The organism is Gimesia sp. (assembly GCF_048262075.1).
Taxonomy (GTDB): Bacteria; Planctomycetota; Planctomycetia; order Planctomycetales; family Planctomycetaceae; genus Gimesia.
Window position 1 is genome coordinate 514688 of sequence record NZ_JBLXFK010000003.1, and the last position, 16596, is coordinate 531283.

13 protein-coding genes are annotated in these 16596 nt (G+C 50.7%); 4 read left to right on the forward strand and 9 right to left on the reverse strand.

All coding sequences use genetic code 11. The features are described from left to right. Positions 1-103: 103 nt before the first annotated feature. The 4 genes from ACN0YH_RS09490 to ACN0YH_RS09505 all read right to left on the reverse strand — a co-directional run bounded on the left by ACN0YH_RS09490 (position 104) and on the right by ACN0YH_RS09505 (position 4836). A complete protein-coding gene (locus tag ACN0YH_RS09490) occupies positions 104-2185 on the reverse strand; it encodes an LTA synthase family protein (RefSeq protein WP_417379325.1) in 2082 nt (693 codons plus the stop codon). 171 nt (positions 2186-2356) lie between these two features. Then, a complete protein-coding gene (locus ACN0YH_RS09495) occupies positions 2357-3514 on the reverse strand; it encodes a M56 family metallopeptidase (protein ID WP_417379326.1) in 1158 nt (385 codons plus the stop codon). Continuing rightward, positions 3511-3885, reverse strand: a complete 375-nt coding sequence (locus tag ACN0YH_RS09500; protein WP_417379327.1) for a BlaI/MecI/CopY family transcriptional regulator — start codon at positions 3883-3885, stop codon at positions 3511-3513. Before ACN0YH_RS09500 ends, ACN0YH_RS09495 begins: the two co-directional genes overlap by 4 nt. Positions 3886-3981: 96 nt before the next feature. Continuing rightward, positions 3982-4836: a DUF1559 domain-containing protein gene (locus ACN0YH_RS09505; protein ID WP_417379328.1), complete on the reverse strand. Its 855-nt coding sequence runs from the start codon at positions 4834-4836 to the stop codon at positions 3982-3984. Between the two features lie 364 nt (positions 4837-5200). On the opposite strand from ACN0YH_RS09505, the gene ACN0YH_RS09510 reads away from it, so the two are divergent. From ACN0YH_RS09510 to ACN0YH_RS09525, 4 genes are all read left to right on the forward strand, one after another. Further along, a complete protein-coding gene (locus ACN0YH_RS09510; RefSeq protein WP_417379329.1) occupies positions 5201-5515 on the forward strand; it encodes a hypothetical protein in 315 nt (104 codons plus the stop codon). Between the two features lie 118 nt (positions 5516-5633). Beyond that, entirely contained in the window at positions 5634-6314 is a 681-nt protein-coding gene (locus ACN0YH_RS09515) for a DUF4272 domain-containing protein (protein WP_417379330.1), read from the forward strand. Between the two features lie 324 nt (positions 6315-6638). Continuing rightward, complete coding sequence (locus tag ACN0YH_RS09520) at positions 6639-7622, forward strand: DUF1559 domain-containing protein (RefSeq protein ID WP_417379331.1); 984 nt, start codon at positions 6639-6641, stop codon at positions 7620-7622. Between the two features lie 154 nt (positions 7623-7776). Further along, positions 7777-7971 (forward strand): hypothetical protein, encoded by a 195-nt coding sequence (locus ACN0YH_RS09525; RefSeq protein ID WP_417379332.1) that lies wholly within the window; start codon positions 7777-7779, stop codon positions 7969-7971. A 52-nt stretch (positions 7972-8023) separates the two neighbouring features. On the opposite strand, the gene ACN0YH_RS09530 is transcribed toward ACN0YH_RS09525, so the two are convergent. The 5 genes from ACN0YH_RS09530 to ACN0YH_RS09550 form a co-directional block, all read right to left on the reverse strand. Then, complete coding sequence (locus tag ACN0YH_RS09530) at positions 8024-9145, reverse strand: hypothetical protein (RefSeq protein ID WP_417379333.1); 1122 nt, start codon at positions 9143-9145, stop codon at positions 8024-8026. Positions 9146-9417: 272 nt separating this feature from the next. Further along, complete coding sequence (locus tag ACN0YH_RS09535; protein ID WP_417379334.1) at positions 9418-10368, reverse strand: universal stress protein; 951 nt, start codon at positions 10366-10368, stop codon at positions 9418-9420. 261 nt (positions 10369-10629) lie between these two features. Next, positions 10630-11478 (reverse strand): DNA methyltransferase, encoded by an 849-nt coding sequence (locus tag ACN0YH_RS09540; RefSeq protein ID WP_417379335.1) that lies wholly within the window; start codon positions 11476-11478, stop codon positions 10630-10632. 176 nt (positions 11479-11654) lie between these two features. Next, entirely contained in the window at positions 11655-14993 is a 3339-nt protein-coding gene (locus ACN0YH_RS09545; RefSeq protein ID WP_417379336.1) for a PVC-type heme-binding CxxCH protein, read from the reverse strand. A 166-nt stretch (positions 14994-15159) separates the two neighbouring features. Further along, positions 15160-16455 (reverse strand): hypothetical protein, encoded by a 1296-nt coding sequence (locus ACN0YH_RS09550; protein ID WP_417379337.1) that lies wholly within the window; start codon positions 16453-16455, stop codon positions 15160-15162. Between the last annotated feature and the right edge of the window lie 141 nt (positions 16456-16596).

Here is a 16596-nt window from a genome sequence, read left to right on the forward strand (position 1 = left end):
GCTCAAGTGAAGGTGCGAGTAAAACAAAGTTGCTGTAGCGCTCAACAACACTCAGGAGTCAGCGCTTCACTCCGCACCAGAGATCCAATTGTAGATTCTTGAATTACATACCTGGATCTTTCTGCTGGCTGTAATGTGGGTCGGGATACCAGCGGTCGGAATAATATAGTTCAAACGCCGCCTGGAAGAATGCAACGGCATCGTGCAGCATCTCCTGATCAGGACTTTTCTGTTGATTGAGTTGATGCGTGATCCGATCCAGCTTAAATCCTGCTGATCTCTTCCCGAAGCCCAACACAACCATGCGATTTTGCGAATCGAGCAAAGCGACATCATGGTTATGCTGCATGATGGCCCGCCCTCGTCTGGGATCTCTCTGCAGGACATCATAGCCAAAAAAAACCGAGCGATAGTCGCTCCCCAGTCGCCCCATGATGGTCGGGGCAATATCCAGCGAACAGGCCAGCGTACTGCAACGGGTTCCCGCTGATTTCTCTTCAGGTTGAATCATCAAAACCGGTACGCGATAGGAACTCATGGGGAACAGTTGGCTGCCGGTAACACGGGCTCCGTGGTCACCCATGACAATAAATATGGTATTCTGATAGAAATCATGTGAGCGCGCTTCACGAAAGAAATAACCGAGTGCCCAGTCTGCATATTTCACCGCGTTCTCTCGTGACTGCTCATTTTCAGGAATGCGACCTTCTGGGTAAGTATAAGGGCGATGATTGGAGACCGTCAAAATGCTGGCAAAGAACGGCCGACCGGACTTATCCAGACCGTCCAGTTCTGTCAGAGCCTTACGAAACAGATCCTCATCGCTGACCCCCCAGGCATTCGCAAAGATGGGATCGTGAAAATCTGCCTGTTCGATAAAATGGTTGAAACCATTGGCTTTCATGAAAGAACGTACGCCATCAAACAACCCGCGTCCGCCTGTCATAAACAGTCTCTCATAGCCTCGACCGGCGAGCACATTTGCCAGTGTATAGACATGATCCGAATGATCCCGTTTGAGGATCGATTCGGTCGGAATGGGAGGCAGGGAAGTCATCACCGCTTCCAGAGCCCGCGCGGTCCGGTTTCCCGTTGCATAAAAATTATCAAACAGCAGCCCCTGTTTGGTCAATGCATCGAAGTGGGGAGTCAATCCGCGTTTGTCTCCCAGCACTCCGATGAAGTCAGAACCCAGGCTCTCCTCAAGAATTAAAACGACATTATAATCCTGCTCAGGTTGCCCCGTATGAACCACACGGTCAACAGGATTATTCGAGGACTGTTTCAGGTTGTCTGAGTCGGCGACAATCTGTTGCCTTAATCTCTGTTTGACTTCTGCATCAGCAATGGTCATGTAATTTTTGTTGAAGTCAAAGCGACAGGTCCAGGCGTAATACACAAAGCTGTATAAACCGTTCCAGGAACATTCATTGGCAACCCGGTCTCGCGAGATCTGACGGCTCCCGGCACTGGTGGATGACCAGAGAATGGTGATGACAGCCAGGCAGCTGAAGAAAATTCCATAACGTTTCTGCCAGGGCATGGATGTCGCGACCTGTGCATGGAAATTCTTACGCAACAGAATCCAGCCACTGCCTCCACAGAGTCCCACCATCGCCAGCAACTCGATCAACGGGTAGGATTCCCAGATGTTGCAACAGACTTCGGTGGGATAAACGATGTATTCAAAGGCAATGTAATTCAGCCGCGACTGAAATTCGTCAAAGAAGACATATTCCGCAATGCAGAAAAACGGGAGAAATAGAAATGCGATGAGCCAGGTCAGATCCAGTAGAAGACGATTCATTCGCCCCTTCAACCTGCGTTCTGACAGAAATGTGATATGAATCAACTGCGGAATTACAAAACAGAGCGACACCAGAACATCGTACTGCAAACCCACAAAAAACAGCTGAAGTTCCTGCCAGATCGAGACCTTGTCCAGACTGGTATAGGTTACGACCATGACCGTTCGCAGTAAGAACAGATAGCCAAGTGTAATGACAAAGATCGTCGCTAATACGCAATAACGTCCCGACCAGTGATGAATCGAAGCTCCGATAATGCGAATCGTTGACAGCAGACCGGAATCCGTTCCGATGCCCTGCACTGATCCTTCTGTTTCCTCAATTTTGTTTCCTGACAGATTTAACACCGGTTCTGCAGGTAAGACTAACTTAGACATAAACAATCATCCTTTTTGTAATTTCATCCCTGAAATCAGCAGATCGAATTCCGAATCTTTTAGTAATTAAGCTTAAAATTTTTTTACTCTGTGCAGGAAACGATGCTCAGCCTGGCCTGTCAGACAGCCCCGTATTCCTAATCTTTTAGTAGTTCCCGGTAAATTTTTTTCTTATTCGCGACGCGTCATCTGGTGTGCTCTGGATCGGATTGTTAACGGCTCTCGCTCTATCAGAAGTTCATGCAGTTCGGTATGGCGGCTGTAGACATCGAAATCGTTGGGTGAAAAACCAAAGTCATGCAATGCGCCGGCTGTCCAGGAAGGCCAGGGAGACCAGTTCGCACGTGGTGAAGCGAGCACATCAACGGGCAGCCAGATCATTCCTATCAGAGCAGCGACGAATACGAGACTGCCACTGGCCTTCGTTCCAGAGATTTCGAAAGGGCGAGGTATCCGATGATTTCTGGCAATCTCAGTTAACCGGCGGGCACGATGCGCGATAATACTTTTACCGCGACCGAACGCCAGGGGCGTGGGTGACTCATCCTGCTGCGAAGCTCCATACTCAATAATGGTTAATAAGGTTCGCAGGTACTGCGCGATTTCCTGGGGCGAATCGATGGCGGCTTCGTCGCAGGCAAATTCACGCGTGAGCGAGGATTCCTGAGAGGCCCACCAGATCATGGGATGAAACCAGAAAATGGTTTCCACCAGACGCTGCAGGAATAACTGCAGCGGATGCCCGGTTTTCAGATGTTCCAGTTCATGGCGTAGAATGAAATTGATTTTCTGGGTTTCAAATTCCAGCAGGTATTCCGGTATCACGATGTAAGGTCGATGAAACTGAGAACAGAATGGCGTTTTCAGGCGGTTACTGGATAAGAGTTTGACCTGTGATTTAATATTACTTTCGGTATTCCCGTTCACGACATTGAGATTCTCCGCAAAAGCATACTGTTTCGGATCAACAGCCCGGCAGGTTTTCAGAAACTGGTTAACCTGCAATGCCCGGTACAGGAAAACCAACAGTGAGAGTGTGGTTCCTGCCAGCCAGACAAAAAACAGGACGCGCCCTGTCTGCATTTCAAGACTGACGATCGTAGAGGCATTCTGAGAATCAATCGAAGCCCAGGGCTGAAAAAATCGCGGATGGGGAAACAGAACGGCCACAAACATCAACATCAGCAGGACAACATAACAGACTGTCCAGAGACGGCACTGCGCGCGTTCGCTGTTGACCAGCTTGCCCAGCCAGTGGGTGGTGATGATCACAACTGACACCTGGACGGAAAGCGATACGACCAGTTCCAGAAACTGCGTGGATGTCATGCCTCTTTCTCCAGAGATTCGATCGCCTGTTTCAATTCTTCGATGTCTGATTGTGACATCGAATCACTTTCGACCAGGCTGAGCACGAATGACTTGACGGAACCGCCAAACAGTCGCTGGGTCAGATCGGCGGCCATACTGTTGCTGATCTCTTCGCGGGAAACAGCGGGTTCGTAAACATAGGCGCGACCTTGCTTCATCCGGTGAACGACGTCGCGCTGTTCATCCAGAATCTTCAAGGTGGTCATCACGGTCGTATACGCCAGGGGGCGTTCCAGTGAATCCACAACATCCTGAACCGTTGCGCGGCCTTTTCGCCAGACAACATCCATCACTTCCAGTTCGCATTTGGTGAGATGTAATTTCGGCATCACACATTTCCTTTCTTTCGATTCGACTTCAAACAGGTCATCATATTAGAAGTCAATCGCAGCGTTGGCGGGAATACGCTTTTTGTATTAGCTTTTTTATTGGGCAACTCTGCGCGAAAGTTGCTGGTAGGTATTTGTATCGAGTGACTCTGAAAGCAGGCTGACATGCCCGTCTGCCCAGAGGAAGTTAACGCCGCCGGGATGACGGCTGGAAAATTCACATTCATCACAGACTTTACAGTTTGGTTTTGTCATGGCACTCCCCACCAGGCGGCAGGCAGCATCTTCGCCGAATGAATCCACTCCCAGCCAGGTCGAAGGGACCATGGACATGGTTCGTTCGCCGACGATGATGGTTTGGGTCAAACCACGCTGCAACTGAGGAAAGGAAACCGGTACCGATTCACAAAAAGTCCCGTCTCCGACTGGAGCAGGAATACTGTCATCGGCTTCCAGGGTCCCGAAGACGCCGACATAACTGGCGGTCGGCAGCTTGAGAATCGGAGTATGCGAAACTGACAATGCATGTTCTTCATAGAGCATGAACGTCGGATCAATAATATCAGACGGACACTGAAAATTGGCGATCACAGTTTCGCGGGCCGTCGTATTGGAAATATGAGACAGCACCTGACTGCGATCGACCTGTTCGTAAATCGCACGCTGTTCGAGATAAGGCAACAACGGAACAGACCAGCTATAAGCTGAATGATTTGTACGCTCCCATTGCCAGCCGGCAGGCAGACAACGGTAGCTGTCGTGATAAGAGTGTAAAGCCAGGCCGATTTGTTTCAGCTGATTTTTGCATTGCAGTTGCCGGGCAGCTTCACGGGCTGAGTTGACCGCAGGCAGAATCAGGCTCACCAGGGTCGTAATAATGCCAAAGGTGACCAGTAATTCGAGGACTGTAAACCCAACGCGATTGCCAGTTGCACGGCAGCGATTGCGCATAACCGACACCCTGCTGCCACCTTGATAACAGGAGGGCCGATGATGCACGCCGTTCCTGATACCAGTCAATCCCTGATGCATGAGTCAAAATCCTTTTCTGTCGAGTGATTTCACTCGGGAAACGCGTTTTACTAATCATTTAGTTTTTTGTCAAGCGGTGATTTTTCATCCTGTGAAAGTCATTTGGCACTCAATCCAAGTCCGTTGAAATTTCTATTCCCCACTAATTTCAAGCGAAAACAATTTCCTGGTTGTTGACATTACTTGAACTACTGCCCAACATATCATCATTCGTACATATCACCATTTTGAACAGATACCTTCTGTACTTCCAAGCCGTTGGCGAAATAAGAAAATCGATTCCATGATTGTTATATTACTTGATGCTGTCGCCTTGATTCTGATTTTGAAAATCATGGATGACGCGGATGTCAGTTTATTCACTGCAATTCTTGTGGCGCTGGGCGCCGCGATTGGAACCAATCTGCTGGCATATGGCTTGGCGATGGCCATCGGTATTTCTGGAATTTTGGTGGCAGCTGCCGTCGGGGCTGCCTTAGTGGGTGTGCTGGTTTCTGCCTTATTCGGGATTGAAATTAAACGCTCTTTTACCATTGGCGGCATCTTCATGCTTGTTCATCTTAGTGTGAGTTTCGGTTTGGGACTGTTATTCCGATAGCATAATTCCGGCAGGTTTCCCTGCTGGAAAAGAGCACGAATTCAGTTAATCACACCCCGGCGGTTTAACAGGTTTCAAGGTCACGTCTTTTTCTCAGTCTGTGTTATTGCTGCTTCTCATGATGATTAATCTCAGCTGCTCTCAAAACGAAGCCGATCCCCATGAAGCGGAAGCCAGAAAAGCACGTTCCCTGGAAATACTGAAAGCGGAAAACGTACCCGTGATCGCACACCTGCCTACCATTGAAACAGCAGCCAACTCGACACGTCGGACAACAGAGGAAGTTGCGGTGCGTGCGATGGCCTTATGCGTTGTGGCAGCGAAAGGGGAGGGGCTGGAACAGGAAACCGTTGACCGTCTCATCAATGATTTTGAACTGACGAACGCGTTTACTCCCCTGGAAAAAAAGTTCCTCTCTGCCTCGAATCCTGACGAGCACACTAAAACTCAGTTCGTCTGGCGCTATGAAGACTACTGGGTCCTGCTCTGGGCGCTGGGTTTTGTCGACGAACTCAAGCGACCCGATGGCATTTGTGATGTCGAAACAGCGATTACATTTCTGCGTGACAATGGCCGGGAGGGGTTCCTCAAAAAAGCAAAGCTGCGTTCCCAGGGTGAAATTCTGGACGCCGCTGACCTGATTTATCGTTACCACTGGGCCGTTGTGGATGCACGGATCAACCAGCGTCCTGCCCCTGCTAAACTGGATGGAGGCGTTGTCATGGAACGGCATTACGTATTAAACTGGATCACTGGTCGTGGTGGACAGACCTGGGATGACATTTCTACAGATACTTGATTTTCCGGAACTTCGTCCACACAGGATTCCGATCGGGATTAACCACCGCTGTCTGAGATTTTGTAGATAATTTCTCTCCCTCCCCTGCAATTCCAGTTTGATTTGCTTTTTCCCGAATGTGAAGCGTTTTTCAAAGAAGTATTCATCGATCGCTCATGATGTATTAACAATTGATCGATAGAGTACTGCCAACATCAGGAAAGGGATTCCGCTCCCTGTTCCTGCTAAAGGTCAGTCAAGACCCACACCGGCATTACCCCGCCTGCGAAAACGAAAACGCTCGCTTACATTTTATTTCTTTTTTCACATTCAGGAGAACAGAAAATGAAGACGTTACGTCCATTTTCTCCGAAGGTTACCGGTACGTCCCCACGTCCCTCACACAATCGAAACGGATTTACCTTAATTGAGCTGCTGGTCGTAATTGCCATCATTGCGATTCTGATCGCTTTGTTGCTGCCTGCAGTTCAACAGGCGCGCGAAGCCGCCCGCCGCACTCAGTGTAAAAACAATCTGAAACAGATTGGACTGGCATTCCACAACTTCCACGACGTCCATGATCAACTCCCCAATGGTGCCCGTGACGGCGCAGGCACTTCGTTTGCCTGCTGTAACGCGCGTGAACGGGAAGGCTGGAGCTGGCTCTATCATATTCTGCCTTACATGGAACAGTCCAATGTGTATGACCTGGGTACCGATGACGATCCGGTGGGCACATATCCCCTCGTTGGTCGCAAAGGAATTAAAGCCTACTACTGCCCTTCACGCCGCGGTCCAAAATCTTACAGTGGCTACTATCGCAGTGATTATGCCGGCAACGGCGGTCAGCGTTCCGGGGGAATTACCAGTTCCGTCAGTACGGGTAAACGTGGCGTCGTCGTACAGACCACCACACGCCAGATCCGCATCAACGATATTCAGGATGGTGCTTCCAACACAATTATGGTCGCAGAGAAAGCATTGCACCCGGATCGCCATGGTGCAGATGGCGGTGACAATGAACCCTGGAATAACGCGGGCTGGGATGAATGTGTCATCCGCCACGGAGCCGGGATCACCAGTGCTGGCGTTGAATATGGCCTGACACCCCTGCCTGATGTTCAGGCTCCCACCAACACCGTCGCTGTGGTTGACAAAGGTGGCGTCAGTTGGACGAACTGGCATCCCTTCTTTGGATCTGCCCATGATGGCGGTATGAATGCCTGTCTGGCGGACGGTTCCGTTAGATTGATCAGCTACAATATTGACCATGAGGTCATGCGACGCATCAGTCTGACTGACGACCGGGAACCGATAGATAATTTTTAAGCAAGCTGTGTGGCCTGCTCAAGCATGATATCGTGAGCACGCAGGGCATCTGCCGTCTTCCCCCCGGAGACGAACGATGCCCTGCTGTTAACGACGATTATCCCGAAGCGCTGATTAGAATATAAATCCCATTAATTGTTAAAGAGGTTTACCTGTGAAACTGCTGTCTTGTATTTTAATGTTAGCTGCCTGCTGTCTACTCTCCGCCTGTGGTGGTAGCGAAGATAAATTGGATTCCGGCGAGATCACCCCCGATGTGAAAGCCCAGATGGAGAAAGAAAAACAGGAAGTGTTTGAGTCGGAATCAGCACATCGTGAGCAGATGCAACAGGAGGCGAAAGGGAAATAAGCGGATTCTGGGCCTTACTCACGCGTCGTTACCGGTTTTCCCAGTCTCATTTTTAACGTCGCATCGCTGCTGCGTAGCGATCCATAATCAGATCGCAGTCCAGCGCCTGCAGGCGAGGCAGTGAGAGCTGGTAGAGTTGTTCGGATTCCTCTTTTTCCTCGATTTCTGCCAGGGAGACTGCCAGGTAGGCGCGGTTCAAATCGACAATCTGCTGCAATAGTGCCTGGCTGGGAGCCAGGGGAACCAACTCGGTTTCGCATTGACGAAACAGGGCTTCTGCCGCCCGGTAATTGCGAAAATTCAGTTCGAGCACGCCTTTGAAATACTTAAGTAATAAGGCCACCAGATCATTCAGATGCATCTCTTCCGCTTCCGCAATCAACTCGGCAGCCAGGGGACTATCCCGGTTGGTTTTCGTCAGGGCATATGCGTAATCGATGATGACCGTCGGGTTATCGGGAGCTTCCTCATAAGCCAGGCGCATACATTCAATGACTGCATCATAATCGTTGGTGACTTCATAGAGTTCTGACAGGCGCCCCAGATACATCCAGTGGGGCACTTCGTCTGACGCTTCGTAGGGTTCCATCATGTCCAGCGCTTCATCGAAACGATCCAGTGCCGCCAGCGCGACGGCGGCACGCGCTGAGAGTTCGAAGTCGGGAATTTTACCGCGCAGACGATCAACCTGATCGAGGACTTCTTCCCATTGTCCCCAGGAAAACGCATGCATCAGTTTGTCATATTTGCGACCGAGCGAATAGTAGGCATTCCAGAAACAGATGGGAATCGGCAGCAGAAGAAACCCGAGCATCACATAATCTGAAACGCCCGGCCCGGAGTCCCGATTCCAGCGAAATACGGAGATGCCTATAAAGACAGGTATCAGCCAGCGCAGTTGCCAGTAACTTTTACGTAGATAAAACAGGAACAACTGAAAGTTGGTCAGATACTGCAGTTCGACCAGATCAGCGGCCGTCAGATTTTCGTCAACTTCCGGTTGCGGCCCGAACAGGTCGGTGGTGACCGCATACACATCGTCATTATGCAGAACGATATCTGTCAGCCCCTGCTCTTCACACTCGCGAGCGGCGTCCTGAGAACTATCCGCTTCCATCCGCCGCGTTTCCCGCTTGCCGTTTTCATTGGTTCCACTGATTAAAAATACCGGCATGGCAGATTTTCTCCATTTCAATCCTGATGATTTGCTGATTGAATCCAGCAGTGCTCTACTGACAGACAAGCACACGAGAGCGGACTGGCAGCCTGTTACATCATGAACAATTGAGAGCCTTAATCCTACCTTGAAATTCAAAATTTCATATGGTACTGAAAATCCATTTTGACCTTATCAGAACTCACCTCCAGAAATTGATTGTGGCGTAAAAAAACGCATCGCCGATTAAAAATCAGGATGCGTTGAATGTCAGCTGAATACAGTCGTGATTAGTCAGGCACGACGGGAGAAACAAAGTCGGCTGGTTTGAAGGTTAATACGGAGCAGTGAACTTTTTCCAGCATGCGTTCGGCTGTATTGCCGATAAAGAAACCGCTGAGCCCGGCCCGGGCCAGGGTTCCCATGGCGAGCAGATTGACTTTATTTTCTGCGATGAATGCGGGAATTGCGACTTCAGGCGAACCATCCAGCACATGCACCTGTACGCCATAAGATAGCGTGCGAAAATCTGTCTGAGCCAACTGTTCATTCAACTCGTTTTTCACTTCATCCAGAATATCTTCCGAGCATTTCTTCAGAGTCTGTTCGTTCACGCCGAGCCCTTTGAGGCGCTCGTCAAGTCTGGTATCGATGGCGTGTACCAGGTGAATTTTCATGTCGGCGACTTGAGCGGCATTGACCATGAAGTTCAGGATGTCGGTGCTGACTTCGCTCATATCGCTGGCGACGACGATCTCCGGAACATCCGGTTCTTCATCAACCTTCACGGCATAAACGGGACAGGGACACTGACGGAACAGGTTCATGACCGTGCCCCCGAACAGACGGCCGGTAAATCCATGCGGACGCGTTCCAACCAGAACCATATCGTGACTGTTTTTGATCACTTCCAGAATAATTTCACGCCAGGGAGGACCAAGGGCTACCTTGGAAGAGCTGTCTACTCCCTGCTCTTTTGCCCGTTCAATCAGAGTCTGCATCACCGCTTTCGCTTCATCGGTCACGTTCTTATGCAGGTGATCTTTATCTTCCTGGATCAGATGCTTGGTATGAGCTGACAGATCAATGGCAGCAAAGAATTCCAGTTTCGCATTGAACATGCGGGCGATCCAGATGGCACGCTCGACTGCTTCAGCGGTCTGCTCATTCAGATCGGAAGCGACGAGCCGATCCGCGTGGGTCAGATCGACACCGACTAAGATTGAATTGATTGTTTGCATGGTATGATCTCTTGATGCTTGCGATACGTAATTCGGTACTCTTAAAACTATTATGACAAAAGTGAGACGCTGTTCCTAGCCTGATTCCGGGTTTCTCAAAACGAACCCTCATGCATCTTTAAACACTATACCTGATAAATGCAGTGATACAGAAAGACAAATCGGAAGCACCTGCTGTTTTCTGACCTGGAAGTAGGAGTTATGCAGATAACAAGACTCGAATTGCAATTACGGAAGACTTTGGATCAAGCTTACGGCCGTTTACTGTTTGGGCTTCTGCATCAGCACGATGAACTCGTGGACTTTATTCACACGAAAAACAGAGGGGTACCCCAGTGGTCTGAGATTATTATATTCGGCCTGGCGATTCCAGATGATCAGATCGTCGTAGAGAAAACCGATCTCCTGCAGGCGAGAGGCGAGATCACTGTGAAAGGGAAAAAACTGACTGCGTTTGCGCAGGTCCATGACGATGGCACAGCAGTAGGCACCTGGTTTCAGTGCCGTTAATACCTGGGTGAAAACACGGTTCAATTCATCCAGAAACGCATTGTAATCTTCGATGACACCCAGATCCTGATCATGGTTCCCATAGTGACGAACCGCCTTATGGTCTGCTGAACGGCGCTGGTTCAAGACATTCCAGTAAGGAGGGGAGGTAATACATAAATCGACGCTTTCCGGTGAAACGTGTTCTGCTAAATTGAGCGCAGAGCCATGAATGATGCGTGATCGACATTCGGTCTGTTCGTCGCCTTCAAGACTCAGCGCCGTGAGGCGTTGCCGGGCCACCTCTGCATAATCCTCTGACAGTTCCAGTCCGATACCGATCTTACCCATCTTTTCTGCGGTAACAATCGTACTCCCCGAACCGGCAAAAGGATCGAGGATCACTTCCCCCTGCAAGGGGAGGAACGTCTCAATGAGTCGTTCGACCAGCATTTCCGGGAAAATCGCAGGGTGTTTGAGTCGGACTTCCTCGAGCGATTTACGGATATCACTCCAGACACTGATCGAATTCTGAATCCAGCGTTTGCCGTCCAGCGCATTATAATGTGGAGGCAGTTGTCTGGTGCGTTTCTTTTTGGCTGGTTTATCAGAAGTCGACACGCCGAACAGGGTCTCCTGTGAAAACAGTGACGGTGATTACGAAGTTATGATGTCGCTTGTGGTCCATCAATCCAGTATTGACAGGTGGCCAATGTCAGGAGAGCACGCCAACGAGCGTGCGTACCATTTTAGCCAACGTGCCATTCCAAGTCTGATAAGACACCAGAGTACTAAATCTACAGACTTTGTAAATAGGCATTCAGGTCAGCCAGGTCGGCCGGCGTCAGATCTTTGAGCAGTCCTTCCGGCATGAGTGAGCTGCTTTTCTTGCTTTCAAAATCAATTTCGTCGGCCTCAATGCGTGTTGTCTGGTTATTGGAATTCCGGAGCGTCAGACCATCGACAGAACGATAAACGACCAGTCCGGTATAAACTTTTCCATCTACAGTCCCGATGACGGTGGTCTGATAGCGGGGAGAAACATCCCGGTTGGGGGCTACAATCGCAGTGAAAAGGTCTTTACGGGAGAAGCGTTTCGCGACGCCAGCCAATGCGGGCCCTAATGCGCTGCGATTGCCATGACATTGGATACAGGCACGTTTTCGGAACAGCGCGGCACCACGTTCGCTGCTGCCGGCATCCCAGTTCACCGTTTCCAGCATGGCATATAACTTTTCGGTTTCCTCACCTCCCAGTTTGAGAATGCGGGCATAAACTTCAGGATTCTGTTGAGACAGCCAGTCTGCCCAGGCCTGAATCAGAGCCCGCTGCTTTGTGAGGTCAGCGACATCCGCAGGATCACCGATCTGCTGTCCGGTCCATTTCTGTAAGAGCGTCACAATGCGTGACTGCAGTTTCTGCTCCCGTTTATCGTTTCCCATCCGTCGCAGCGTGGCAAACAGACGCACGGTTTCTTCCGGCGACTGGGGAGACGCCAGTTTTTCCAGAGCTGAAACGCAGGCTTCCAGAACTTCGATCTGCGAGGAATCCAGCCCTTCGAAGAATTTGTCGCGATCCTGCTCTTCCGGATTGGCAGACAGGACCGCCAGCACAGCGGGCTGCAGTGCGAAATCTTCGTAGAGATCTCGAATCATTTCCCGATGTTCGGGTTTCTTCGATTCACCGAACAGGAACACAACATCACTGCTCCAGAGAAAATCGTCATCTGCTTCAATTTTTCGTTCAAAGGCTGCAATCGCGGTTCCCAGAAACTGTCCGGGCAATTGGCTGAGAAACAGCACATGTCCGGGCAATCCAAAGCCGGGCTGTTCCACAATCTGACGGGGCAGGTCAGCGTCAATTTTCACCAGCTGTGTGTAGAGTTCTTTAAAGCGATCATCCCAGTTCGTATCCTGTGGCAGTTTGAGACGGATCAGTTTCTCATCGATGGAGACCAGTGACTTGGCAATTTTTTTCGATTGCGCGGTACTGCGGTCGCTGGGAATCCGAGCCGCGACGATCAGGTAATGAATATCGGTCACGGGATCGGAGTCGTCGGTGATTTTTTCCAGGATGCGATCCAGCAGACTCGGATTGTAGGGAGCGAGCATCGACAGTGTCCGCGCCAGCTCATAGTCGAGCACTTCATGACTGCTGGGAAACGCGTCCATCAGGCGGATCCGAATGGGATCGAGCTGTCGTTCATATTCTGCCAGGTCAACGCCGTTCGCATAGCCGTCAAAGACCGCGGCCATTTTCGTCGGTGGGCCCAGATCACCCAGGCCCAGTTGAATCAGACGCAACGCATCCAGACGCAAGTCGGTCTGGTAGTCGCCTTCGAACACAGTGATTCCGGTACGAACCGCGAGAGGCACAACGCCTCCCTGTTGAATAATATTAGCATATGCAAGCGTGACGAGCGCTGCTCCTTCCGAGGCTTCAACGCTGTCTGATAGTGATTTGAAATCTTCAGTATTCAATGTCGCTGCCGCCTGGGCCGCCGACTGCCTGACATAACGGGCCGTCGCACCCAGTGTTTTCTGCAAACCCTCCAGGCACTCAGTCTGATCAATCTGATCCCCCAGTTGCATCAGTGTTTCCAGAGCAAAACGCGCGACAAGTGGCGAATCATCCTGCAACAGTTCGTTCAACCATTTCGCTTTGTGTTTGGACGGACCAGGATAAGCGAGTGACCACGCCAGTCGGGCACGCACCGGTTCCGATTTGTCCTGCAGCAGTGGTTCAATCAAGGAATCCGATACACCTCCCAGCAGTTCAGTGATGATTTCAATGGCCCGCACGCGTTGTGCATCGGGGCGACCTGCATTCAGGGCCGCTTCCGAAAACGCTTTCGGCTTAATGGTTTTCACCAGGGGAAACCAGCTCTCGCGCGACCAACTGCTGAGAGGCTGCGGAGCCGAGAGGCAGGACTCCAGAGCGGGAGACGTTTCTGTTTCGTGACTGGTAGTATCCGTGACGGCATCTTCAGTCAGGTCTGGTTTCTGTGCCTCAACCGGCGCCGTGTATTCGATTTTGAACACAGAACCACGGGTACCGCGTCCGCCCACACTGACATACAGGCAACCATCGGGTCCGACAGCGAGGTCAGTTGGCGCGAAGCCGAACTGCCCGACTCCCGTGATAAAATCAATGGGATCACTGGCATAACTGCCATTATAGTTTCTCATGGGGATTGCATGGACGCGACCGAAAGTCCAGTCCGCAACGAAGAGTGCGCCCTGATATTCCTGCGGGAATTGTCGCTGCTGATAGCAGCTCACACCAGTAGGAGAGCCGCGATGAAACGCAGCGATGGCTGGTGGCATATCCAGAAATGAGTCGGGGCGTTTCCAGCTGCGACTGCGCCAGCCCGCATTCGAACCGGGCAGTACATGGAATACACGCGTGGGCCGATACCAGGGGAGCGAAATATCGCGCTCGCCATCACTGTCGTACGTGAAAACATCGCCGTTGGCATTGAAGGCGAAATCATATGCGTTGCGAAAACCGTCTGCAAGCACTTCCCCTTTTGTCAGATCGGGACTGAGCCGCATGAGGGTTCCCGCATATGGTTTTTTCACAGGTGATGTTTTGCCGGTGATGTATTTTTCATTGATGCCTGCGGTATTTCCCAGGAGCAGATACCAGTAACCGTCGGGACCTCGTTGAATGGAATGCGTGTTATGTTCGCCTCCCGTACGAGTCCGCAGAAACACATCGGGTTTGCCGTCAGCACGATCGTCTGCGTTCTCATCACGATAGCGGATCAGTCCCGCGTCACCCGTACAGAGTAGATCCCGGCCGAGAAAATACATTCCCTGGGCACCGGTGGCGGGGCCATCTGCGTACTGCTGAAATGATTCCGCAACACCATCTCCGTCGGCATCAATCAGAATACGAACATAGCCGGGACCGGAAACGACCACCCGTCCCAGTGAATCGATGGTCATGGAATAAATGTCGTGGGCCAGATCATCGTCGGCATAGAGTGTGGCGCGAAAGCCTTCCGGAACTTTCAGCCCGGAGAACTCTTCGGCTGCTGTAGAGGTATTCAGCCTTGCAAACAACGGTCCCGTCAAACAGACCAGTAACAGAATCAGGCGCTGGCCTGTCAAACACGTTTTATAAAAAGGCATGGGACCTCAGATAAGTTAAATAAAACACTTTGGTAGATGAAGTTCAAGGCGAGTCAATCATCAGGTCAGGAAAGGAACCTCCCCTCATCATAGTGCCTGAGTGCAGGTCAAGGCAATCCCGCTACTTTAGGTCGGGAGACATAGTGGAAGGGAAGCTTATTTACCGTTATTTACTAACTGTCCAGAATTCAGGTAGATTTTCCAACGTCTCTGCCACGATGTTCAGAATCGCCTGTCGTTCCTGAACAGGAAAGGCGTCGGGATCGACGTCCCAGGAGTGTTCCAGCTCCGCAGTGGAAGCTGTCAGAAATGAATAGATGTTCTGTAAAATCCTGTGCCGGGCTGCGGCAGGCATTTTGTTGAAACTGTCAGTGTAGATCAGATAACTCAACCGATAGCGAAACAGTTTTGTCTGCAGATCGAAGTCTTTCAAAGAACGCCCGCTGGCATCACGTTTACCTGCTTTTTCAAACGAAGTCTGATAGTCGGTGGTTCCCTGTAACGGCCCTGCCAGTTCTGCTTCATCGAGAAATAACAGATAGCGCACCAACTGCTGTTCCACATCCGATCTGAGCCCCAGTTGCTGTTCCATGCTGGCGCGGGTGATCAGGTTATGTCCGTGGACCTGATGATCCAAAATCAGGTGTGCCACCAGATCTGAATGCGGATTCAGATATTTCGAAGTATCGACAAACTGATCGATGTGTTTGAGATTCGACCGGAGTGCCGGATTGGTCCTGGCTTCTTCGATGGCATCCCGGTTAAAGAGATTGCCCAGATGGGTCATGTCGGCGTGTGTGCCTGTGACATACCAGCCTCCCCAGCGTTTCTCCAGCAGTTTGTCGTGGGAGATTTGCGAGTAGCCGGAAATCGGACGGCCGTGTTGATCAGTAAGAAACGAGCGGACGAGTAACCCGGGAATCCGCAGACTCGAATCACCGCCATGGCAAGCCAGGCAACGTTCTGAACGTATGAGGCGAGGTTTTTCAGACGCTTTGACCGCGAGTTCATAAAAAATCGTGCCCTTCAACGGGTCGACCGAAGCAAATTCCATCTTCTCCGCACCGGGTACCCAGCCGACATAGACATCGTCATTAAAATAAACAACACGGGGATTCTCCGGATTGATAATTCGCGGATTGAGGGCCGTCTTGGAAAAGACCATCAACTGTGAAGACTCGGATATCTGTAAGGCTTTGAGAATATCTCGCAGATACCCCCACTGCGGATCGTAGTTCAGTTCCAGTGTCCGGGCAGCCAATGCCTGTTCCAGCTTCGAGGCTGGATCGGAGTGCTCTCCGAGTCCATATTCGACGGGAGGCAGTCCAAAGGGGATCGGGTCCCTAAAATCAATCTGCTTCACGGGTTCAGGTGGTTTGGGGGCTACCAGCGGTTCTTCTGCCTTTGACAGTGAGGGAAAAAGCAGCAGCCACAGGCCCGTTATCATTACCGGTTTTGTCATGTCAGAGAATCTACAATTGATCAAATAACTTTGATGGGTTAAAATGGGTAATGCTATACTATAACAAGTTTTCCCCACCCGTGGCGATAAAGCCCGTCCTCCATGATACCAGAATCTGTTTGCAGTCAACAGGTTAACGAT